Source organism: Polynucleobacter paneuropaeus (genome assembly GCF_003261235.1).
Lineage (GTDB): Bacteria > Pseudomonadota > Gammaproteobacteria > Burkholderiales > Burkholderiaceae > Polynucleobacter > Polynucleobacter paneuropaeus.
The window spans coordinates 803359-826033 of record NZ_CP030085.1 but is presented as its reverse complement, the minus strand read 5'-3'; the positions used below and the strand labels follow the sequence as shown (position 1 = coordinate 826033).

At 45.5% G+C, this 22675-nt stretch carries 25 protein-coding genes and 1 pseudogene; 12 read left to right on the top strand and 14 right to left on the bottom strand.

The annotated features are described in order from the left end of the window. Window positions 1–24: 24 nt before the first annotated feature. Together Pas1_RS04420 and Pas1_RS04415 are read right to left on the bottom strand one after the other, a co-directional pair. Window positions 25–675: a CoA transferase subunit B gene (locus Pas1_RS04420; protein ID WP_112204190.1), complete on the bottom strand. Its 651-nt coding sequence runs from the start codon at window positions 673–675 to the stop codon at window positions 25–27. Window positions 676–704: 29 nt separating this feature from the next. Continuing rightward, window positions 705–1403 (bottom strand): CoA transferase subunit A, encoded by a 699-nt coding sequence (locus tag Pas1_RS04415; protein WP_112204192.1) that lies wholly within the window; start codon window positions 1401–1403, stop codon window positions 705–707. A gap of 145 nt (window positions 1404–1548) precedes the next feature. Here Pas1_RS04415 and Pas1_RS04410 point away from each other — a divergent pair, with 145 nt between their 5' ends. Next, complete coding sequence (locus Pas1_RS04410; protein ID WP_112294617.1) at window positions 1549–3219, top strand: electron transfer flavoprotein-ubiquinone oxidoreductase; 1671 nt, start codon at window positions 1549–1551, stop codon at window positions 3217–3219. On the opposite strand, the gene Pas1_RS04405 is transcribed toward Pas1_RS04410, so the two are convergent. The 4 genes from Pas1_RS04405 to Pas1_RS04390 form a co-directional block, all read right to left on the bottom strand. Next, window positions 3211–4383, bottom strand: a complete 1173-nt coding sequence (locus Pas1_RS04405; protein WP_112294616.1) for an MFS transporter — start codon at window positions 4381–4383, stop codon at window positions 3211–3213. The genes Pas1_RS04410 and Pas1_RS04405 overlap by 9 nt on opposite strands. A gap of 15 nt (window positions 4384–4398) precedes the next feature. Further along, window positions 4399–5508 carry a chorismate synthase gene (gene aroC, locus Pas1_RS04400; RefSeq protein WP_112294615.1) on the bottom strand — a complete coding sequence of 370 codons (1110 nt, stop codon included), beginning with the start codon at window positions 5506–5508 and terminating at the stop codon, window positions 4399–4401. A gap of 32 nt (window positions 5509–5540) precedes the next feature. Further along, entirely contained in the window at window positions 5541–5996 is a 456-nt protein-coding gene (locus tag Pas1_RS04395; protein WP_112294614.1) for a CBS domain-containing protein, read from the bottom strand. Window positions 5997–6078: 82 nt separating this feature from the next. Next, window positions 6079–6927 (bottom strand): YhjD/YihY/BrkB family envelope integrity protein, encoded by an 849-nt coding sequence (locus tag Pas1_RS04390; protein ID WP_112209269.1) that lies wholly within the window; start codon window positions 6925–6927, stop codon window positions 6079–6081. A gap of 19 nt (window positions 6928–6946) precedes the next feature. On the opposite strand from Pas1_RS04390, the gene wrbA reads away from it, so the two are divergent. The 7 genes from wrbA (at window position 6947) to Pas1_RS04355 (ending at window position 10570) form a co-directional block, all read left to right on the top strand. Further along, window positions 6947–7549 (top strand): NAD(P)H:quinone oxidoreductase, encoded by a 603-nt coding sequence (gene wrbA, locus Pas1_RS04385; protein ID WP_112294613.1) that lies wholly within the window; start codon window positions 6947–6949, stop codon window positions 7547–7549. 11 nt (window positions 7550–7560) lie between these two features. Next, a complete protein-coding gene (locus Pas1_RS04380) occupies window positions 7561–7947 on the top strand; it encodes a DUF2069 domain-containing protein (RefSeq protein ID WP_112209271.1) in 387 nt (128 codons plus the stop codon). A 124-nt stretch (window positions 7948–8071) separates the two neighbouring features. After that, complete coding sequence (locus tag Pas1_RS04375) at window positions 8072–8260, top strand: hypothetical protein (RefSeq protein ID WP_112204208.1); 189 nt, start codon at window positions 8072–8074, stop codon at window positions 8258–8260. A gap of 155 nt (window positions 8261–8415) precedes the next feature. Further along, entirely contained in the window at window positions 8416–8718 is a 303-nt protein-coding gene (locus Pas1_RS09685; RefSeq protein ID WP_112294612.1) for a hypothetical protein, read from the top strand. Between the two features lie 3 nt (window positions 8719–8721). Further along, window positions 8722–9525, top strand: a complete 804-nt coding sequence (ppk2, locus tag Pas1_RS04365; protein ID WP_112204210.1) for a polyphosphate kinase 2 — start codon at window positions 8722–8724, stop codon at window positions 9523–9525. An 85-nt stretch (window positions 9526–9610) separates the two neighbouring features. Beyond that, window positions 9611–10285 (top strand): DUF3313 domain-containing protein, encoded by a 675-nt coding sequence (locus Pas1_RS04360; RefSeq protein ID WP_112204212.1) that lies wholly within the window; start codon window positions 9611–9613, stop codon window positions 10283–10285. A gap of 12 nt (window positions 10286–10297) precedes the next feature. Beyond that, on the top strand, window positions 10298–10570 hold the full coding sequence (locus Pas1_RS04355; protein WP_225971653.1) for an EF-hand domain-containing protein: 273 nt from the start codon (window positions 10298–10300) through the stop codon (window positions 10568–10570). Window positions 10571–10591: 21 nt separating this feature from the next. Here the strand turns inward: Pas1_RS04355 and Pas1_RS04350 are convergent, their stop codons facing one another. Together Pas1_RS04350 and Pas1_RS04345 are read right to left on the bottom strand one after the other, a co-directional pair. Then, entirely contained in the window at window positions 10592–11020 is a 429-nt protein-coding gene (locus Pas1_RS04350; RefSeq protein WP_112294611.1) for a hypothetical protein, read from the bottom strand. A 44-nt stretch (window positions 11021–11064) separates the two neighbouring features. Beyond that, complete coding sequence (locus tag Pas1_RS04345; RefSeq protein ID WP_112294610.1) at window positions 11065–11286, bottom strand: hypothetical protein; 222 nt, start codon at window positions 11284–11286, stop codon at window positions 11065–11067. A 210-nt stretch (window positions 11287–11496) separates the two neighbouring features. On the opposite strand from Pas1_RS04345, the gene Pas1_RS09640 reads away from it, so the two are divergent. Together Pas1_RS09640 and Pas1_RS04340 are read left to right on the top strand one after the other, a co-directional pair. After that, a complete protein-coding gene (locus Pas1_RS09640; RefSeq protein ID WP_158525186.1) occupies window positions 11497–11664 on the top strand; it encodes a hypothetical protein in 168 nt (55 codons plus the stop codon). Between the two features lie 111 nt (window positions 11665–11775). Then, window positions 11776–13359, top strand: a complete 1584-nt coding sequence (locus Pas1_RS04340) for a rhodanese homology domain-containing protein (protein WP_112294609.1) — start codon at window positions 11776–11778, stop codon at window positions 13357–13359. Window positions 13360–13362: 3 nt separating this feature from the next. Here Pas1_RS04340 and Pas1_RS04335 read toward each other — a convergent pair whose 3' ends face one another. The 3 genes and pseudogenes from Pas1_RS04335 to Pas1_RS09870 all read right to left on the bottom strand — a co-directional run. Further along, window positions 13363–15108, bottom strand: a complete 1746-nt coding sequence (locus Pas1_RS04335; RefSeq protein ID WP_112294608.1) for an alkaline phosphatase — start codon at window positions 15106–15108, stop codon at window positions 13363–13365. Between the two features lie 305 nt (window positions 15109–15413). Then, window positions 15414–16196, bottom strand: coding sequence for a glutathione S-transferase family protein (locus Pas1_RS04330; protein WP_112294607.1), 783 nt, complete (start codon window positions 16194–16196; stop codon window positions 15414–15416). A 396-nt stretch (window positions 16197–16592) separates the two neighbouring features. Then, window positions 16593–16697, bottom strand: a pseudogene (locus Pas1_RS09870) (integrase core domain-containing protein); the annotation flags it as partial. Window positions 16698–16982: 285 nt separating this feature from the next. Here Pas1_RS09870 and Pas1_RS04320 point away from each other — a divergent pair. Beyond that, window positions 16983–17738 carry a hypothetical protein gene (locus Pas1_RS04320; RefSeq protein WP_112294605.1) on the top strand — a complete coding sequence of 252 codons (756 nt, stop codon included), beginning with the start codon at window positions 16983–16985 and terminating at the stop codon, window positions 17736–17738. Next, the gene (locus tag Pas1_RS04315) at window positions 17731–18000 is read left to right on the top strand and encodes a hypothetical protein (RefSeq protein WP_112294604.1); all 270 of its coding nucleotides are present in this window, start codon (window positions 17731–17733) and stop codon (window positions 17998–18000) included. Before Pas1_RS04320 ends, Pas1_RS04315 begins: the two co-directional genes overlap by 8 nt. 383 nt (window positions 18001–18383) lie before the next feature. On the opposite strand, the gene Pas1_RS09565 is transcribed toward Pas1_RS04315, so the two are convergent. The 3 genes from Pas1_RS09565 to Pas1_RS04300 all read right to left on the bottom strand — a co-directional run bounded on the left by Pas1_RS09565 (window position 18384) and on the right by Pas1_RS04300 (window position 22361). Beyond that, window positions 18384–19196 carry a hypothetical protein gene (locus Pas1_RS09565; protein ID WP_136625604.1) on the bottom strand — a complete coding sequence of 271 codons (813 nt, stop codon included), beginning with the start codon at window positions 19194–19196 and terminating at the stop codon, window positions 18384–18386. Between the two features lie 61 nt (window positions 19197–19257). Next, window positions 19258–20070, bottom strand: a complete 813-nt coding sequence (locus Pas1_RS04305; RefSeq protein WP_112294602.1) for a hypothetical protein — start codon at window positions 20068–20070, stop codon at window positions 19258–19260. A 65-nt stretch (window positions 20071–20135) separates the two neighbouring features. After that, the gene (locus Pas1_RS04300; protein WP_225971652.1) at window positions 20136–22361 is read right to left on the bottom strand and encodes a tetratricopeptide repeat protein; all 2226 of its coding nucleotides are present in this window, start codon (window positions 22359–22361) and stop codon (window positions 20136–20138) included. Between the last annotated feature and the right edge of the window lie 314 nt (window positions 22362–22675).

Below are 22675 nucleotides of genomic sequence, written 5' to 3'. Positions count from 1 at the left end.
TATTTCACCATCTAGTGTGACAGTCTAAAAACCATTGGTATTGACTGGCGCACCCGTTTTAGCGATGACCTCTTCTTTTGTTACACCAGGGGCTAATTCCACTAAAAACAGGCCGTCAGGAGTAATGTCTAAAACACATAAATCAGTAATGATGCGATTGATGACCCCTACACCAGTTAAGGGTAAGGTGCATTTAGGCAAAATTTTGATCTCTTCAGTGCCATCTTTTTTCTTGGCAACGTGCTCCATCAGCACAACCACATGCTTTACGCCGGCAACCAAATCCATCGCACCGCCCATACCCTTGACCATCTTGCCAGGAATCATCCAGTTTGCTAAATCGCCGTATTCACTGACCTGCATGGCGCCCAAAATTGCGATATTGATCTTGCCGCCCCGAATCATCCCAAAAGAATCTGCCGATGAAAAAATCGATGAGCCAGGCAAAGTCGTAATGGTTTGTTTGCCCGCGTTGATCAAATCGGCATCAATATCTTTTTCAGTTGGAAACGGACCGATGCCCAGCAAACCATTTTCGGATTGAAGCCATACCTCCATATCTTTTGGCACATGGTTCGCAACTAGAGTTGGCATGCCAATCCCTAAGTTGACGTAGTAGCCATCTCTTAATTCTTGAGCAGCACGAGCTGCCATCTCATCTCTATTCCAAGCCATTTCGATATTCCTTTGATCTACTAATCTATTTAGGCGGCACGCAAGGTGCGTTGCTCAATGCGTTTTTCAGGCAATCGATTAATCACTAAGCGATGTACATATATGCCTGGCGTGTGAATTTGATCTGGATCGAGCTGACCGTTCTCCACAATCTCTTCCACTTCAGCAACCGTAATCTTGCCAGCCATTGCTACCACTGGATTAAAGTTACGTGCGGTATAGCGATAAACCAAGTTACCAGAGCGATCTGCTTTCCATGCTTTCACGATGGAGATATCAGAAACAATAGAGCGCTCCATGATGTAACGCTCGCCATCGAATACTTTTTCTTCTTTGCCATCCGCAACTAAAGTACCCACTCCCGTTTTAGTGAAGAAAGCCGGAATGCCACAACCACCTGCGCGGAGTTTTTCTGCCAAGGTACCTTGCGGAGTAAATTCCAACTCCAACTCACCGGCTAAGTATTGACGCTCAAATTCTTTGTTCTCGCCAACGTACGAGGCAACCATCTTCTTCACTTGGCGTGACTGCAAGAGAATACCAAGACCAAATTCATCCACACCAGCATTGTTAGAGATCGCCGTGAGGTTTTGGGCTCCCAATTCTTTGATAGCCAAGATCAGGGCCTCTGGAATACCGCAAAGGCCAAAACCGCCTACAGCGATTTTTTGACCGTCCTTCAAAATATCCCGCAATGCATCGGATGCGGATGGGTAGGTTTTATTCATAAGTTAAGTCCCAAGATTGCTAAAAATGGAGAAAAGCTCATCATAATGCCTCTCCGATCATGACTGGTTCAGGCCCGAATCCGTCGGCTTTAAGCCTAATACCCTGCTTGGAACTAAACTATGACCTTGATCCTGGAGAGATGGAATGAATTCCCAGCAGTTGCTTGAACAATTTGGCCCTCGAGAATCGATGGACTATGACTTAGTCATTGTCGGTGGTGGCCCTGCTGGCTTATCTGCAGCAATCAAAGCCAAACAACTAGCCCAATCTTCTGGCAAAGAGCTCAGTGTTTGCGTACTTGAAAAAGGTTCTGAGATCGGTGCCCATATTCTGTCTGGCGCCGTCATGGACCCTAAAGCCCTAGGCGAGCTTTTTCCAGATTGGCAAGCAATGGGTGCGCCTTTAGAGACTCCAGTTAGTCAAGATCAATTTCTCTTTCTGACAGAAGATCGCTCGTATTCTGTTCCTGAATGGCTTTTACCGGAATGCTTTCAGAATAAAGGCAATTACATTGTGAGCTTAGCTAACGTCACTCGCTGGCTAGGTCAACAAGCTGAGGCACTTGGTGTTGAAATCTTTCCTGGATTTCCTGCAGCAGATATTTTGTATAACGCACAAGGCGCCGTCTGCGGAGTGGTCACAGGCTCGATGGGTTTAGACAAAGAAGGTAATCCCACTGAGCAGTTCCAACTCGGTATGGAGTTGCATGCTAAGTACACCCTCTTCGCGGAAGGTTCTCGTGGACATTTAGGCAAGCAACTCATCAGTCGCTTTGCGCTCGATGAAGATTGCGACCCCCAAACCTATGGCATTGGTATTAAAGAGCTTTGGGAAGTAGATCCTGCGCAGAGTAAACCCGGTCTGGTGGTGCATACCGCTGGCTGGCCTTTAGAGTCCGATACTTATGGCGGCTCTTTCTTATATCACTTAGGTAATAACTTAGTTGCAGTGGGGCTCGTAGTAGGCCTCGCATATCAGAATCCCTACCTCTCTCCTTTCGAAGAATTCCAGCGCTACAAATTGCATCCCAAAATTCGGGAAACTTTTGAGGGTGGTAAACGCTTGGCTTATGGCGCCCGCTCCCTGACTGCAGGTGGACTCAATAGTTTGCCTAAAACCATTTTCCCAGGTGGCGCCCTGATTGGTTGTGATGCTGGCTTTCTGAATGCGTCTCGCATTAAGGGCAGTCATGCCGCAATCAAAACGGGGATGTTGGCTGCTGAAGCTGCAGTCGCTGCTCTGTCTGAGAATCGCTCACATGACATGTTGGCTGCTTACCCCGCTGCCTTTCAGAATAGCTGGCTGTATACCGAACTTCAACAAGCCCGCAACTTCAAGCCCTGGATGTCTAAGGGACTTTATCTTGGTACCTTAATGGTTGGACTAGAGCAAAAAATCTTTGGTGGCAATGTGCCCTGGACAATTCATCATCGTCACGCCGATCATGAATGCTTAGAGCCTGCTAGCCAACACCAAGAGATTGTCTATCCCAAACCTGATGGCAAGATTAGTTTCGATCGCTTGTCTTCTGTATTTCTATCAAATACCAATCATGCTGAAAATCAACCGGCCCACTTAAAGCTGCAAGACGCAGCTATTCCGGTTAATCTCAATTTGAAGACCTACGCCGGACCAGAGCAACGCTACTGCCCTGCTGGTGTGTATGAGTACATTGAGAAAGATGGTCAGGTCTGTTTGCAGATTAATGCGCAAAACTGTATTCATTGCAAAACCTGCGACATCAAAGACCCGAGTCAAAATATTATTTGGGTCACACCAGAAGGTGGCGGTGGCCCAAACTACACCTCAATGTGATGCGATAGGTTTGTGAACTGGGTCCTGTGGCCTGAGTTTCTGAATCGCCATGCCGGCTAGTCCGCAAGCAAAAGCCGACATCACAAAGACATCACGGGGTTGCGCTAAATCCCAAATCCAACCAGAACACAGTCCGCCAAGGGTGCCCCCCAAACCGTAAGATACAGTTGCCATTAAGGCCTGACCCCTTGCCTGTAATGGTCCAGTAAACCAACGCTGCAGTAATTTCGTTGCGGCACTGTGGTGCGCGGCAAATGTTCCGGCATGCATGACTTGAGCGATGATCAATACCCAGGTGAGCGGAAAAAATGCAATCAAAATGAAACGCAGCACACCAACCCCAAAAGAGGCTTGCAAAACAATCTCGGGTTGCAAACGACTGAGGACTTTACTCTGGAAATAAAAGAAGATCACTTCTGCAGAAACGCCAAGCGCCCAAAAGAGACCGATCTGAAATTTGTTATAGCCAAGCTTAGTCAAGTAGAGAGAATAAAAGACGTAAAGTGCAGCATGGGCAAAGATCATAAAAAATCCGGATACCAAAAACCAGCGCACATCTGGATTCAGCAATACGGAGAGCAATTCCCCTTTCACCATCCTATGACGTTGTACCTTAGGCTCATGTAAACGAAAGGTCACCATCGCCAATAACAACAACACTACAGAGCCTACGATGGGATAGAGTTCGATACTCTTGCGCTGAAATAATTCACCTGCAAACAGCACCATAGCAATAAAACCTAAGGATCCCCACAGACGCAATCTGCCGTAGCGTTTATCAAAAGAATTATCTTTATATAAGGCGTGCACTGTTGCAGACTCTCCTAGCGGCATCAAGCTACTGAGAATCGTGTGCAGCACAAACATCCACACAAAGAATGCGATGTAGCTATGCAGATAAAAAATGGCTAAGAAGGTCACGCTAGCCAAGCAAGCACAAAACCGAATAATGCCGATGCGGTTGGAGAGGTAGTCAGATAACCAGCCCCATGAGAAAGGTCCAATGATGCGAGTAATTTGCAACATCGACATCAAGACAGAAATCTGAATGACGTTAAAGCCCTGATCAACAAAGAAGAGGCTAGCGTATGGAGAAACTAAACCAACATAAGCGAAATATAAAAAGAAAAAGGACCCGAAGGCCCAACGTACTGAAGGTGTCATAGCAAGATGTGCTACCTACTTTGCGCCGGGTCTGGCTGCTGGCACGGCTCGAACCGATACTTTGACATCACCACACTGAGCACGATGACGTAAAGCGTGATCCATCAGGACCAGCGCTAACATTGCTTCAGCAATGGGCGTCGCCCGAATACCAACGCAAGGATCATGACGACCCTTAGTTTGCACGGTCATGGGTTTGCCCTCTAAATCTACCGATTGCTTAGGACTCAAGATGCTAGACGTTGGCTTGATCGCAATGGAAACCCGGAGATCTTGACCGCTGCTGATGCCACCCAAAGTGCCACCAGAATTATTACTGGCATAACCATCAGGATGCATCTCATCGCCATGCTCACTGCCCTTTTGCACTACCGATTGAAATCCAGACCCAATTTCTACACCTTTGACAGCATTGATTCCCATCATGACATGGGCAATATCGGCATCCAATTTATCAAACAGAGGCTCACCCAAACCCATGGGTACATTTCGAGCGCGCACTTCAATTCGGGCACCGCAAGAATCCCCCGCTTTACGCAAGCTATCCATGTACGCTTCAAGCTCAGGAATGATCTTGGCATTGGGTGCAAAGAAAGCGTTGCTCTCAATCTGCTTCTCATCCTCAAACGGAATCACGTGCTCACCCAGCTGACTCATATAGCCAAAAATCTCAGTGCCGTATTGTTGATGCAACCATTTTTTTGCGATTGCAGCAGCAGCAACGACTGGCGCTGTTAAGCGTGCAGACGATCTACCGCCACCACGCGGATCGCGCAAGCCATACTTATAGTGATAGGCATAGTCTGCGTGACCTGGTCTAAAGGTTTGCAAAATATCGCTGTAGTCTTGGCTACGTTGATCGGTGTTCCGAATTAACAATGCGATCGGAGTGCCGGTTGTTTTGCCTTCAAAGACTCCCGACAGAATTTCAACTTTGTCTTCTTCTTTGCGCTGCGTAACGTGGCGAGAAGTGCCGGGCTTGCGGCGATCCAGATCGGTCTGTAAATCGGCTTCAGAAAGCGCCATTCCTGGTGGGCAGCCGTCAACCACCGCCCCAATCGCTGGGCCGTGTGACTCACCAAAGGTGGTTACGGTAAAGAGAAGGCCTAAAGTATTTCCTGACATAGCAACATTATGGCATCTGTCAGAAAGAGTGTTTAGTTTGTAGCTTTAGTCGTGTCTTCCGGCCAATCCCGAATATAGGCCTTGAGCATGGAGTTTTCGAAATCCTGTGCTTCTACTACCGCATGGGCGACGTCATAGAAAGAAATCACACCCATCAGCATTTTTTGGTCAATCACGGGAAGATAGCGAGCATGTTCAAGCAACATCATGCGGCGAACCTCGTCCATCTCGGTTTCCATATTGCAAGTCAAGGGCTTTGCGTTCATCACCGAGCGTACTTCGAGACCACTCAAACTCCCATGGTGTTTTGCCAGCGCTTGCATCACCTCACGGAAAGTCAAAATGCCAGCCAATTTATTGCCCTCCATGACGATGAGAGAGCCAATATCATGATCACTCATGGTCAAGACTGCTGAGCCTAAGGCCGCAGAAGGTGGCACAGTAAATAATGCTCCCCCTTTTACCCGCAAGATGTCCCGAACCTTCATATCAATCTCCGTTGTTTTTATTCTCTTATGAGATTCAATATAGTCTCAAGCTGCCCTCAAATCAAGGCTATGGGGATCGCAATCAGTAGCGAATAACCCTAACCAATCCCGCTCTAATGGGTGGAAGGTTGGCGACAATCACGGCGCCAGCCAAGGTAATCCACCACGTGAGATAAATCCAAATGAGCGCCAAAGGCAGAATCGCAAATGCGCCGTAAACCGTTCTGTAAAAACGCGCATTGGTCAAAAATAAACCGAAGCCAAATTTCATGAGTTCAAAGAAGAAGGCGGCAATCAGAGCGCCGGCAATGGCATCTCGCCAAGCTACCGAAGTGTAGGGCAAATATTTATATGCGATTGTGAATACCACTACTGCCAATAGCATAGGAGAGATCGTGGCAAAGGCAGCAAAGCCCACAGTCAAGGCATCAATCCAACCCTCTGCCGCGCCGAGCAAAAGACTGCTTAAATAGATGCCGAAGCCCAGTAAAAAAGGGCCAATCAAAGTAGCCCCTGAGTAAATCAGAATTTGGTTCAGAATTGGTCGACGCCCTGACAACTGAAAGATGCGATTGAAAGCCTGCTCTACTCCAGCAATTGCCATCACACTGGTCACGATTAAGCCCAGGGTACTTACCAAGGTCAGCCCTTTCGCTTGACGAGAAAACTGATCTAAGTAAATGAAGACCTGCTCGTTCAAACCACCAGGCATATAGGTATCCAACAACCAAGACTGAAAAGCGACTTTCATTCTGACGACTTTGGGCAAGGTGCCCAATAGCATTGAGGCGACGGTAAACATCGGCACCAAGGCTAGCGTGGTAGTAAATGCCAAGTTCCCAGCAGCTTGGGATAAGTTTTGATGGCGATTACGCTCCCAGATATGTTTAGCCAGAGCGAGCCATAATTGAGGATTACGAAACAGGCGCATCGCCGTATCATAAGAGAATATGAGCCAACACGATATTTTAGTTTTGTACTACTCCCGCCATGGGGCTACTCGAGAGCTTGCTCGCCTAATCGCTGAAGGAATTGAGAGCGTGCCAGGTGCAAATGCACGCCTGCGGACAGTTCCTGCGGTCTCCACCGTATGCGAGGCCACCGAAGCGAGCGTTCCTACTGAAGGCGCCCCTTACGTTGAATATGCAGATTTACAAGAATGCATTGGTCTAGCTTTAGGATCCCCCACCCGCTTTGGCAATATGGCCGCCCCTATGAAATACTTTTGGGATGGCAGCTCTTCGCAATGGATGAATGGGGTCCTCATCGGCAAGCCCGCCTGCGTCTTTACGAGTACCGGTAGCTTGCATGGCGGTCAAGAGAGCACCCTCTTAACCATGATGATTCCCCTACTGCATCACGGCATGGTGATCATGGGTCTTCCCTACAGCGAGCCTGATCTCATGAGTACGCCCAATGGTGGTGGCCCCTATGGCGTGAGTCATTTAGCCCATGCCGATGGCCGCGCTCCGATCAGCCCAGAAGAACAGCGCCTGGCTAAGGCTCAAGGCAAACGCTTGGCTGAGATTGCCCTCAAACTGGGCAATCACTAATACCAATTCACATGCTCAAGCTACCTGCTAACAAAAATCCGTATCAGCTCTTGGCTCTAGCAGCCTTCGTTGACCTTTTCATATTGTGCGTCTGCTGGGAGTGGTTTATTTCTCCTCTCCGCCCTGAAGGCTCTTGGCTCATCCTCAAGGCTTTACCTTTGCTACTGCCGATGCGGGGGATTTGGAAAGGCAATGTGTACACCATGCAATGGGCTTCGATGCTCATCTTGCTCTACATCACCGAAGGCCTGGTCCGCATTACTGAATCGGGTTGGAATTTCTACCTCGCCATCCTAGAAACTGTCTTGGCTACCGTAGCCTTTGTGAGCCTATTGATGTACTTAAAGCCAATTAAAGCTGAGGCTAAAGCCAAAAATAAGGCTCAATCTGGGGTCTAAATCCCGTTTTTTTAGCATCAGAAGCCCTATTTGAGGGAAAAATGCCCATTTTTGAGGATTTTTTACAATTTGTGTCATCTTTGCCGGTTTGAGGGGCGTTATATCAGGCATGGAGGTGACAAATATGTCAACAAGACTCAAGCGTTGGGCCCGTGCAATACAACAAATTGATTTGGCTAAAAGAAGCGATCCCGAGACTGCTATCGGCTACTTGGACAGCAAATATCGAGATATTGCTTGGCGTTACATCCGCATTTTAGGATTCGAGCACACCATTAGCTTCATGGCCAGTAATAATTTTCATCCTGAATAAGCAGTTTTTCCCTGTCAATAAAACCCTAGCACTTCTAGTCTAGGGTTTTTTGCTTTATGGATGTCATAAAAGCTTGAAAGCCTATGCAATAAATCGTAGGATTAGCCTAAGCCCCGCCCTGTTACCAGAGCGCGTCCCATTAAACAAGGAACATCATGACTAAGAAAACGATTAAGAAGCTCACCAAGAAACTTCATAAATTAGAAGTTGCTAAAGAAAAAGTGGTGAAGAAACTGAATAAAGCTTCTGTAAAACCTGCTAAAAAAGTCGCAGCTAAGAAGACAGTAAAAAAGACAGCGGCTAAGAAAGTTGCCGCTAAAAAGACTGTTACTAAAAAAGCGCCTGCTAAAAAAGCAGCAGCTAAAAAGGTAGTGAGAAAAGTTGCCGCCAAGAAGAAAACTGTTGCTAAGAAAGTAGCGCCAGTAACTCCTACAACAACTCCAAGCAGCAATTCATAGTTCTTGAAAAAAGTCTCTGCTGCAGCAATCAAGCCTATCAAGATCAGTAAAAAGGAGTTGACTTACGAGGCAGAGCTTAGACTGCTGCAAATCGAACTCGTCAAGCTGCAAAAGCGCATTATCAGCAAAGGTGATCGACTCTTAGTGATTCTGGAAGGCAGGGATACTGCCGGCAAAGATGGCACGATCAAGTGCATTACCCAGAACTTAAGCCCTCGTGATACCCATGTGATCGCTCTTGGTAAACCAAGCGACCGTGAGGAAGGCGAGTGGTACTTTCAGCGCTACGTAGCCGAACTTCCGAGCGCAGGTGAATTTGTGATCTTCAATCGGAGCTGGTACAACCGTGCTGGTGTTGAGAAGGTCATGGGATTCTGTACCGATGCGCAGTACAAGGAGTTCATGGCGTCGGTCAATGACTTTGAAAGTCTTTTGGTTGCATCTGGAATCCAGATCCTTAAATACTATCTTGATATTGATAAGGTAGAGCAAGCACGTCGTTTAGCCGATCGCGCCAAGGATCCCCTCAAGCAATGGAAGATCAGTCCTATTGATCAGCAAGCGCAAAAGAAATGGCATGCCTACAGTGTGGCGCGCGATCTGATGCTCGAGAAAACTACCAGTCCTGATGCACCCTGGACGGTGGTTAATGCCAATGATAAAAAACTCACCCACCTCAATCTGATCCGAGATTTACTATCTAGGGTCGAGTACCCTGGCAAGAATAAAAAGCTGCTGGCTACCGACCCTAAGATCGTCATGCCTTGCTTGGCTACCTCTATCAAGCTACCAAAACTGGCCCCCTAGTTTAGGTATGCAAAACCGAACACCCAATTCAATTTACTTACATTGAATGGTGTTATAAACATCAAATACACCCTCTGGAGATTTTATGAACCGCCGCAATCTACTCTCACTCTGCTACTTCATCCCAGCTGTTCTATTAATCGGCGCATGTAGCAATACTTCTAAATACTTATCAGAGCCAATGCCTGAGTCTGGCTTCTTACCGAATTACAAATTATTGCAAGTAGTTCCAGATACTCCACAAGATATTCGGATGTGGCGCTATCGTGATAACAATATCGATCCCAATAAATATACTGGCGTGATCTTGACACCTATTTATCTGAATCAAACCCAAACACAACAAGTTTCTGCGCAAACTCTGGAGCAAGTAAAAGCTGCATTACAAGCCTCGATGGTGAATGCTATTAATGGCAAAAGCAATATCACGATTGTCCAAAAACCAGGTCCTGGTGTTGCTCGAGTATCGGTTGGGATTACCGGCGCCGAGATGTCAGCCAACAGCCTGCAGCCTTGGAACTTCACACCAATTGGCTTAGCAGTCAATGGTGCAGCCTATGCAGCAGGTATGAATGCCAAGACCCCTGCTTTAGTCATCGAGAACAAAATTACCGATAGTCAAACCAATCAGCTACTCGGCGAAGGCTTGATTACGATTCAAGGTGAATCCTTTAGAACGGGATCGGGATCAGTAGATTCGTTTACTGAGATGGCCAAGAAAGCGGTTCGTCAAGCACTGCAGTTATCTGCCAAACAGTAAGCAAGGTAACTCATGAAAACGCTATTGCATCGTGCTGTTGCTGTGAGTTTTGTGCTTGCGGGCCTAGGCGGTCAAATCACCGCCCAAGCTCAAACGCAAATGAGTGCTGAGGACAAAGAGATTGTCGCTAAATTTAAGGCGGCCGATAAGAATCATGATGGCAAGCTTACTTTGGCAGAAGCTCAAGCGGGCATGCCACGGGTTGCAGCTCACTTTAGCTATATTGATAGCCAAGGTCGTGGCTATGTCACTCTTGACCAAATCCTCGCCCTGGCTAACAACTAAAGTTCTCGAAATATCCCTGTATTAGGGATTTGGGCAAGGCATCAAGGCGCCTGTCTTTTGATGTAAGACCCCTTTGCACTCGGGATTAGCCATCAGACTCGGTGATATGACTTTAGCTGAGGATCCAGCATTACTCACGCTTGCCTGAGGTTTATTGCTCTCACTATTTTGCGGTGTGCTTGGGGACGTTGTTCCACTCGCATTGCTTGCTGGGGCTTGGGTCGCATTACTGGAAGGCGGGCTCGCAGGCTGCACATTTTTCTGGGTTACCACAGCGGGCTGCGCCTTGGGCGGAGTTGGACAAGGCATCAAGGCACCCGTCTTTGCATTCATGACAGGTGGGCATTGCGGGTCAGCCTCCAACCTTGCTTGAAGCTTATCCATACTTGTGCAGGCTGTTAAGCCAAGCAGTGTTGAGAATGTCAGGGTTGGGACGAGATATTTTGTCATAGTGGATCTATTTTACGAAAAGGCAGTAAGTCACAAGGTTGAGGTCAATCAAGCTCATCCGAAAGGGATGGCTCAATGACTTGGGAAATCTTTTTGAGTTCTGAGTGTGAAAAGCCACCAGCCTGAATACGATAGCTGCAGTCCTTGCCATGATTCTCTAGTAGTCCAAATATCTCAGTAGTGGGAATCTTGCAAAAAGCGCATTGATAAGCATGTAGATGCCCCTCAATCTTTTCTTGAGGATAGTCAATGTAAAAGGGTTTCATTGTCTTAGTCTCCGCTTTTTATTCTCAGTCTGAATCATTCTGTCGCTTTTGCACATCAATTGCAATCTTTTTTAGCAGATTGATAGACAGGTCATCTGGGCTTGTTCACACTGCGCACAACTAATGGATAAACGGAGCGAAATAATTCATCACCATATTAATTAGATTGCTCTGCTAGTCCTTAGGTCACAAACCTAAAGTGAGGAGGTAATGATGAAGATCCACCATTACGTTGAGCAAGCGGATGATTATTTTGATGAGTATGCTGATTCACTGAAATACCAGTTATTAAAAGATCGTTTGATTTGGCAGCACCAAACTCGCAAAGAGATTCATCTGGAATATCAGATGTTTGACGATGATTGTGACTTTGATTGAGTTAAAACTGGATATTTGCAGCTCAGCTAAGCCTTGATTTAGGGTATTTTTATTTCCCCGAAAAAATATGTCATGATCATGAACTTGATCAGTTGACCTATTGCGCAGCCCATGAATACCAAAGATTACGCCTTCGTTAGAGCTAAGTTAGTTAATAAGGAAGAAATTGCTTTTCTAGATGTCCGCGAGGAGGATCCTCATGCGCAAGAGCATCCCTTATTTGCAGCTAACTTCCCGCTCTCTCGCATTGAAATCGATGCCTATAGCAAGTTACCTCGTAGAGATGTGGCAATTGTGACCCTAGATGATGGTGAAGGCGATGCGCAATTAGCAGCCAGTAAATTGATGGCTTTAGGCTATGTCGATGTATCTGTCTTTGCTGGTGGCGTAAAAGAATGGAAGCGCTCTGGCGGTGAAGTGTTTCGTGACGTCAATGTTCCCAGCAAATCCTTTGGTGAGTTAGTCGAGTCTAAGGTCCATACCCCTTCCCTATCTGCTCAAGAGGTAAAGCAACTCATTGATTCAAAGGCAGATGTTGTAGTCGTAGATGTGCGTCGCTTTGATGAATATCAAACCATGAGCATTCCGACGGGTATGAGCGTGCCTGGAGCTGAGCTGGTACTTCGCCTTCCAGAAATTGCACCCAACCCTAAAACCAAAGTGATTGTTAATTGTGCTGGACGAACCCGGAGCATTATTGGTACTCAGTCCCTCATTAATGCGGGCATTCCCAATGAAGTCCATGCCTTACGGAATGGCACGATTGGCTGGAAGTTAGCAGACCAGGTCTTAGACCATGGTCAATCACGCAAGTTCTCTGATGTCAGTCCCGCAACCGCGAAAGAGGCACTTAATAAATCTAGAAAAGTCGCTGATCGAGCCCACGTCAAACGTGCTAGTAAATCTGATCTGAAAGAATGGCAAACACAATCTCATCGCACCACGTATTTCTTTGATACGCGCACTCCAGAAGAATATGAAGCTGGCCATCTACCAGGCTTTCGTTCAGTACCCGGCGGTCAGCTTGTTCAAGAAACGGAGATGTATGCCCCCGTTCGAGGCGCCCGCATTGTTCTAGTGGATCCCAGCGGGGTGCGAGCCAATATGCCAGCCTCTTGGCTAGCGCAAATGGCCTGGGACGTTTATGTGCTCGATGGTATTGAAAATGGTGATCTGACTGAGAAAGGAACGCCAGCCCTAACTCTCCCCCCGCTTCCTAAAACTCAAGAGGTCGATGCTCAAACTCTACAAAAATGGCTTAGTGAGTCCAATGGGGTTGTAGTCGATTTGAGTACGCACAAGAATTATTCCAAAGGACATATTCCAGGCAGCTGGTTTGCGCTACGCTCTTTACTGAAAGACGCGCTCGCTAAATTACCCAAAGCAGAACGCTATGTTCTGACGAGCAGCCCAGCCGAGCTGGCCATCTTCACCGCTCCAGAATTTTCTGCCCTCACGCAAACCCCGGTTTATGTCTTGGCTGGTGGCAATAGCGCGTGGCGTGACGCAGGCTATGCAATGCAATCAGATCCATTGAATCTAGCCTCACCCACAATTGATCGCTATCAACGCCCCTATGAGGGCACCAATGCAACCCAAGCATCAATGCAGGCCTATCTCGATTGGGAATTCGGTCTTGTCGAGCAGCTAGGTAAAGATGGGACCCATCATTTTTGGGTTTTGGATCCCCACTAGGAATTATTTTTGTCCTAGGCCCAAGCTTTCCACCATAACTTTAAAGACTTTGGTGTTATCCATGAAGCCTTTGAACTTATCTGAATTTGGGCCTGTGGCATTGAGTACAGCATCGTCCGCTGTATGAACTCCAGTCTCTTGATTGACCGGCAGATTACCGCCCACATGAATCGCATCTTCTTGTTGTTGCAGATATTTAGGATTTGCTACATAAGTGCCGTCGGCTGATTTGATAGCAGGTACAAAGGTGCCGTCCAATTTAGGGTGCATCGTTTCGTAATGGTCAGGATAGTTGCCATAGAAAAAGGCAAGGCGCTTGGAGACATCAATCTGATTGGGATATCCCTCGACATTGGCTTTTGGATAATTGGGATAGCCTGCCTCAGCATAAGTTCCCACCTTCTCTCTGAGTGGTCCTGGCTTAGCATCGTTTACTACTCCGCTAATTGAGCCGCTATGCGTATGATCCGGAGTCACAATAATTAAGGTGTCTGGATGGGTCTTCGCAAAATCTTTTGCAATCTGCACCGCATTACTGAGCATGATCGTATCAAAAGCCGCTCGCTCCCAGTCCAAGGGATGATTAAACTTATCAATCAATGCAGCCTCGACCATCAAGAAAAATCCATTCTGGTTCTTTGAGAGCACATCTAATGCAGCCTGAGTCATTTGGGTTAAATCAGGCTGGTTGGGATATTCCATCACGGTATTCTTTTTTAGGAAGAATCGATCTAAAGATCCGTCCATATTATCTGGATGAAAGACGCCAAAGAGTTTTTTGGTTGCGGGATTTTGTGCCTCAGTCATTAACTCTTGTTTAGTAAATGCCAATTGATAACCGTTTAACTTAAATTGATCGACTAGATTGTTCTCATCTTTACGCTTTGAGCCTTTGGATGATTGGGGATAAAAGTAAGCTGAACCGCCACCTAAAATGACCTCTGCTCCGCTAGCCAATAGCTGGTCGGCAATATATTGCTTATCGGCACGACGTCGTGTGTGTGATACGACCGCACCTGGGGTGGCATCCTCTAGCTCAGCATCAGACACAATGCCCACGGACATCTTTGTTTTGCGCTTGATGAGCTCGGCCAGAGTCTCCACTTTTGGATGGGCTAAGTTATCAGTAGCTCTAGATACATACACTCCCATGGCATTGACTGCTGTTTTATGGCCAGTCATATAGGCACTCATGGAGTTTGCCGAGTCTGTAATTAATGAGTCAGAGCCTGAGGTTCCAATCAAAGCAGTATTGGGCATATCGTCAAATGACAATACGTTTTGATACTTACCTTGGGTAATTCCTTTAGAAAGAACGCGGGCTGCCGTCCTATTGGCGATAGTCATACCGTCGCCAATAAAGAGAATGACGTTTTTAACCTTACGTGGACCACTTGCATACACATCCCATGTAACCTTAGCGACCTCGTCACCTGCTCTAGCGTCAATCATCAACTTACCAGCCTGCTTGAGTTGAACATCACGATAAATAATTGAGCTGCCTTTACCGTTCTCATTGGCAATGTATTGTGCAGGAACCGAAACCATACTCTTGATTGGAGCGCCATTGACTGTGAGTTGTATATCGTCAGCTGGCACAACCGTATTGAACTCCACCTTGATATCAAATTTAGAGCCCAATAAAATAGCGGCATCGTTAATTGGGTAGATCGTTGCCGCATGGATAGCCAAGGCTTGGGTGAGCACTAATGCAGTAAGGGCGAACTTCAATACAGTTGAAATGTTCATAGAGTGGCCATTTTGAGATAGAAAAAGCAATTGGGCTAACTTTCAGCTATTAATGTGACTGAAATATGACAGGGTGAATTGGTGGCCTGCCCAGCAAGATTCGAACGTGCGACCTACGCCTTAGAAGCTTTAAAAATGAGCTAAAACAACTAGTTAAACAATGGTATCGAGGTGTTGGCTTTTGGTGTCCAGTAGGCATCGAGAATCGTGGGGTTAGGTGGAATGCCTTGGATCTTGAATGGCATTGGCAGGCGGTTGGATGGTCAGACATCTAATTTGTCGGGTAAACCGACAAACACCGTCTTTTAGCCTCTAAGCAAAATGCGCCACCATTGAAAGCGCAGCCAGATGTCAGATTTTTGAAAAGCGGTCTGTTGTTGCATGCGGCTAAACCACTGGTCTAAAACAAGTCCTCGAGCATGATTGGTAACCAAGGCATACTCACCAATCATTTTTAGGCGTCCAAATAAAACAGCCGTAACAATATCAGCCGAGCTAGGTTTATCGCCAAATAAGAAATTGCCTAGAGTTGGTAATTGATCTAAATAGGCGCTCACTCGATTACGCTCTAATGTCATCTTCTCCTTTAAGCTAGCGCCTTGAGTAAAGTAAGCAATCCGCGATTGGTTCAAAGTAATCTTTGCTTGGACTGCAGCAGGATCTTTTGCTGTTGCAAGTTGAGCCTGAAGACCCTTAATGATGCCGCCCAATGCGCGTGGAAAAATAAACTTCAAGATTGGTAAATGAAGCATTGCCTTACAAAAGGTCAAGCGTTCAATCGGGATTGCATAGTGTGCTTTCACTACTGCCTCAATTTGAGGGCTTAGATTGAGATCAATATCAAGCCATTGATTGCCCGCTTGGGTTGCTGCTAAGCGCAAGATATCTTGACTATCAATCAAGATCGTTTTGCCATCCACTAAAGTAGGTACAGTCATGTGGGGGTTAAGCGCAATATACCAAGGGGCAAGTTGCTCCTTACGTACATGAATATCCATATGATGATTTTCAAATGATATCTGCGCTGCATTTAACGCCAAACGACCAATCATTGAATAATAAGATGGAGGGGCACTATAAAGGATCATTAATTTACTCACTTTAAGGAGTGGTTATTAAAAATTAGATTGCTTCAATCAGAACTCACCTTACTCTAATAATGATTAATGACCAAATTAAAACTGCCCGGAGGTGGTTTTAATATCATCTCATCGGCCACTCTCACCTTCGGCCTGCCCAGCACGATTCGAACGTGCGATCTGGGCCTTAGAAGCTGTAAAAATGAGCTAAAACAACAGCGCGAACAATGGTTTTAAGGTGTTTAGATTTGGTGTCCAGTAGACACCGAGAGTTGTGGAGTTGGGTGGAACTGACTATGTGGTGTTGAACTGCTGTCAATTTAGGGCCACTACCAAAGAGAGTTTTTCTATAGTAAATCATTGCAGCAACATGGGTTGATTTTGTATTATTTGGGGTACTTGGGTTTGGGGTGCTGGTGGTCTGTAACCTAATGCACTATGCGGCCTGACATGGTTGTAGTGCTTGACCCACTCCCCCACGATGATCTGGGCTTCTTTAACTCTTCTTCGGTTGGTCTCATCTATATTTCACTTATCAGCAAGTTATCAGTATTTTAAAAATATACACCCCCTCACCTGATTTAGAGGAAAACATAAGGGGGGCCTTCTCCATACCTATCACATGCCATTTATGGGTAGAAATCCTTTGTCCAAAATACTGTGTAAGACAGTCGTGGGACTCCTAACCCCAATTTAGGGGGGTGGCACTAGGCGGGGTCTGGATTCTGGGAATTTGATAAGGGGTAAAGCCCTTTCTGTCATAAGTCTCATATGTATTGGATTTAGAATGAACTGATGATTACTCGTGAGAAATTTGATGAAATAAAAAGCTGCTACTGGCGAGTTGCTAGTTGGGCCGTCTGGGCAGAGTCAAGAGGTCTGCCAGCAGACAACGTAGGTGATCTTTCGATTTTTGATAGTGATCATGTATTGGACGAGTTAAATCCAATCGTGGTCATTGTTGGGCTAAATATCTCTAGAAATGATATTGAAAAGCCATTTGCTAACTTTCATAGCTCAAATCCAAGAGCTAAAGACTTCAAGCTTAGATACGCTTTTAAAGACACCCCCTTATGGGGAGGCTACATGACCGATATCCTCAAGGACTTAGAGGAAAAGAGTTCTGGGGAGGTCTTAAAAAAGCTGAAGGAAAATCCGCAGCTTGAGAGGGAGAACGTGCAAAGCTTTCTTGAGGAAATAAATTCTTTGGGTTATCACGATCCATTAATTATTGCTCTCGGAGATGCAACATACAAAATTATTAAGCAAAATTTTAAACGCTTAGACATTGATTACGAAGTGATTAAGATTAAGCATTTCTCTGATTACAGTAGCCAAGAGGTTTACAGGAGTGATGTTCTAAAGGTTATAGAGCCAGCGATGAAGCTGCCAAAGGAAATGATCTCAAAGTTTATATACGCACTAGAGGACTATAAGGATAAATCAGACCGCAATCGCCATATTGCTAATAAACTGGGTATAACGAGGTATCTTGTAAAGCAATGCATTAACACTTGGGCAATTGACACTTATAGAGCATCTGATGAATAAGGACAAAGATGGGCTTGGTGACCTTGAGTTCGCTGGCAAGATCAAGACTCAAACCTTTAAGCAGCATCAGCAGGAGTTATTAATTAAAGCCAAGGTAATGCCTGCATCTAAACTGGCAGAAACCGCTAAGAGGAACGCTGAGCAGCTAAGAGCATTTGAAGCTGCTGCCGAGGATGAGCAGCGTCATAAGAGAACCGCAACACCAGCCCCGAGTGACAAGTTAAATAACCTACCGCTGACTAGAGAACCCTTTGAAGAGTAATTTGGTCCCCTTATGGTCCCCCGAGACACCAATGTCTCCAAAAATGAGGTATAAATTCATTTGGTCCTGAGGTAATGGATTCTTTGTAAGACCGCAGTCTTTTTGATACATGCCTGGCAAGAGGGGTAAGTAGGTCAGAAATTTGGCCTGCCCAGCACGATTCGAACGTGCGACCTACGCCTTAGAAGCTTTAAAAATGAGGTTAAACAACACTAAAAACAATGGTCTTAAGGTACTTAGATTTGGTGTCCAGTAGGCACCAAGATCTGTGGGATTGGTTGGAAATCATTGGATCTTGAGTGGCATTGGCAGGCGGCTAGATCGTTTGAGACGGAAATTTGTCGGTTTACCCGACAAATTTGGCAATGATTTGAGCTTTAAAATCAATTTCTTCCAGCGCCTGTAGGGACTGGTCCGCTCACTGGAAGCATAGAGCACGCGAGAGAAGGAGGTTGGTAATAAGAACCGGCTTCGGTGATTGAGGATTCGGTTGGAGCTACAGGACCACCAAAGTATCCCTCTCCGATTGGGCAAGAGCAAGTTGCTGTTTGCGCACCATTAGTAGTTTTTGCATCAAGGGTGCATAAATAATTCCAACAATTTACTGCTTTAGTTCCCGCTGGACATTCCTGCTTGACTCCAAGAGCAGTTGTAAACTTTGGGGTGTAACTTTCCTGTGGATAGGTTGTTACTTGAGAAAAGTATGACCATACATGCCCTACTGGAGCTATGCAGGAACCATTCATGTTACCTTCATTCAAAGCGGCATAGCCCTCCAAAGGAAGTCCATTAGCGGTTGAAATTTCTGCATTAATTACTGGGCAAGTGCACTTTGCTTCTGGATACTTCACTGATTTTGTACCCCCATCTTCTTTGACAGTAATCATTCTTCCAGTCGCCCTACAAGTCGATCCTGCACACAAGGCATAGTTCTGGCCCGAACACGTAGTTAGCTCAGTTTTGGCTACCGCAGTTGATTTTACGCTCGAGTCAGTCGATTTTAATGACTTTGCACTCTGCAGTCTTTCCCTGAAATCACCACGAGGGGAACTTTGATGTCCAGTAGCATCACGTATATTGTTTTGGGCTAGCAGATAAGATAGCTGTCCAGAAGAAGTGGTAGTGTCAAGCCCCAAAGAATAAGCGTTGAATTGAAAACAGGCCAAGAGGATTGGCAGAATTGAGAAAATTTTCATGGCTAGCCTTCAAGAAAAGATTTAAGTTTTTGACCAGTAAATAAACCTGAACACCAAAACCCTACTGCAATAACTGGAGTGGGAATCCGACTGGAGCTTGTTTGCAGGCATTGCTAGCTGGTGGCGAATAGGTGCCAGCAAAAGTTGTATAAGTAGAAGTTTTATGCGCCTTACTACCAAACAGGCCTTCATTGAACGGGCATGAGCAAGTAGCCGTACGAACATCACCGGTACTCGTTTTAACCACTTTTGGATCAATGGAGCATAAATAACTCCAGCAATTTGAACCTCCGCCATCGCTAGCAGGGCAGCTTTGAGAGACGGCGGGCTTACTTTCAAAACCGGCACTCTCTTGTGGATACGTGGTGATTGCATTAGAAAAGTATGACCACACCTTACCTGCAGCTGGTGGCTCACAAGAACCATTCATATTGCCTTCATTTAATGCAGCGATCCCAACCAAGGGCTGGCCGTTTTGTTCAACGGCAATTTTTTTCGTGATGATGGGGCATTTGCAAACGACTTCAGGGTATTGTTTGGTAGTCTTTCCGCCATTTTCTTTAACAGTAATTTGCTTACCAGTTTTCACGCAGGTTGAAGAGGCGCAAAAAGCAAACTCACCAGAGCAGACAGCTATAGCAGCCTTAGTTGCCCCTTTATTAGATGATGAACTATCACTGGAATCTGTTTTTTTTGTTTTGTCTGCATCTCGCCTCTGTTCAATCGGATCAAGACGTCGATCAGCCGGATTTCTAACATCGTTTTGGGCTAGTAAATAGGCTCGATCTGACGCACTTAAATCAATGGGATCAGCAGCGAATGCTGTTGAGCTGGCAAAAATAATACTTAGAAAAATTAATTTATAAAACTTCATGGCATACCCCTATGGGAATTAAAACCAGTTAAGAAATGAATAAAACATATTGGTAATAATATTTTTTACCTAGTGAAATACAATGTATCGCTAACGCTATTCAGAAATCTAGACATCTTTGATTGCGTAACCCAACTATCCTGTTCATCGGACAAAACTGCTAATTTAAACTGCCTAAAATACGAGCTATCTCTTTGCAAGGCTGCAAGCGTTCCGTTGATATTCGGATACATGCCCTTTATTAAATCTTGGTAACTTTTTATTGAATCGTAGACATTTTTTTCTTGCGGGGTTAACTCACCCTCCCTCTTTGCAAAATCTTCTTCCATCTTTTTTAAATCATTCGCATTAGAAATTAACTTACGAGGAGTAACCATGACAAGTACATTTTCGACATATTGCTGCTTCTGTGACTGGTTAAATAAATACTGAATGATGGGTATATCTTGTAGAACTGGAACCCCATCCTCCTCTTTTGAAAAGGTTCTAAGAGTCAACCCATCCAGAATTAATGTTTCACCATATTTAATTCGAACGTTTGAGGTAACTGCATGCTGCGCAACGGATAGTCCAGCATTAAATCCGCCAATCGGACTAGAGGCATTGATAAAGGAGCGGGAAACCTTTACGGCCAGCATCATGGTTTCATCATCTACAAATGTAGGCGTAACTGAAAGGCTGATCCCTGTTGGGATATTACTGACTTGAGCGCCTGACACACCGCCACCATTGAGGCCTACAGTCTGAACGCCACCCGAATAAAAAGTTGAGGGAATGCGATCTAAGGCAGTCAGTGTTGGTCTAGCGACCACTTGAGTATTAGAAGAGGTTGAATTAGCAATATTGAGCGTGTAATTTAATAAGCCACTTACTCCATTCAAGGTCGCAGTAGTGGCATTACCGATGCCCAATACACTGGCATTTGTATTTAAAGTTCCGGAGACAGTTCCAATAGTAGTGGTAGTCGATGATCTCTGTGATCCAGCAAAGATTTGCAATCCAGTTAAAAGATTAATACCAAAACTACTGCCCTGCACATCTACTGTCCTGATGAGTACGGCATCGATGGATGCCATCTTAGGGGGGTTGTTTGCACAAGGATTTGGCAAAGGCTCAAGATAAAGCGTTTGATCTCCAGAGGTGCCCCCGACCGGGACACCATAACTTCCCCCTGGTGCCTTACCAAGACCTGGCTTGGTATCACAATCAAACCAGCGGTCAGTTTGATTCTTCATTGATACCGCTGAGTAGGTACCCCCTCCGCCTCCGCCGCTAGTAGCAGGAGCTCCCGCACTAGCAGCTGGGGGTGGCATTGGGGCGCTTGAAGTGGTGGAGCCTGAACTGGAAGAAGTGCTATCAGTGCTATTTTGCTGCTCTACAGCCATGCCCTCAGCTATGGCTGCAGGATTGGTTGTTTTAGGTGGACGAGCAGCTGGAGCAGCAGCTATTTTTAACATCTTCGGACTTTGCGATGATGCGTTGATATCTAATTTAGCCATGTTTGCACTGACTGATGCCGAATCATCTTTAATGCTAGCAAAGGCGACTCGCTGCTCTTCAATGAACTGCACTTGACGCTGTAGAGACTGAATGGATTTCGAGTCGTTTATTTTTAGCTTTGCATACAGCGCTAGATGTTTATTAGCCTCTATAGTTTGACCAACAGCGGAATACATCAGCACCAGTAGACGTTGATTATCGGCAGACGATATATTCAATGCCTTTAGATTGTCACCCGCCCAAAGAGCAGTTTTAAAATCTTTTTGCAGTAAGGATGCTTGCAACAATCCAGCTAGCGCATCTTGATCGGTTGGGCTTAAAGCATATGCGCTGATAAACTCTTTACCAGCCCGAGGATAGTCTCCTGCCTCCATATGCAGTCTACCCAATTGAATCAAGGGTAATGGATCTAGCTTATCTAGCGTATTGGCAAGTCCATAAGCTGTTTCTGCAAGAGCTTTACTATCAGGGGCGCCATTCATGTACTCTAAGTGATAACTAATTCCATTTAATACATGGATAGTAGAATTATTAGGATTGACTTTGATAGCTGCACTAAATACTTTTTGCGCATCCTCGTAATTACCTTCGCGCAAATAAATGACGCCCTGTTTTACTAATTCTTGGCTAATATTCTTTTTGGGAGTAAGTACGGCTTTAATTTTGGAATCATCATCTGTTGAACTCCAATTTTTCTGCGCACCTAAGCCGCCCATAGATGAACAGCCGATCACAGAAATGATCGCTCCTACAGCTAGTACATAGCGGATTTGACTGCCCATAGAATTCATAGGCATATCCAGAAATATGAACCATTAAAATCTGAACGCGTAGCAGAAGTTGAAGATAATTTAATAAGTGCTAATACAGAAGCAAAAAAATCCGGCCTAGAAAGAAGCCCAAATATGACTTTTGTCATATGCATTTAACTCCTGAATGGTTTTATACACAGGGTCGAAACGGTTTTCTGAAAGGCACCCCTGTTTATATTCAAATTCTCAGGCATGGCGCTTAATGACTATTAAGCGAAAGAGGGAGTTTTCTTAAAATCAGAATGACCCTCATATTGTTATAGGTCAAATGATTTATCAGTTATTACATCAAA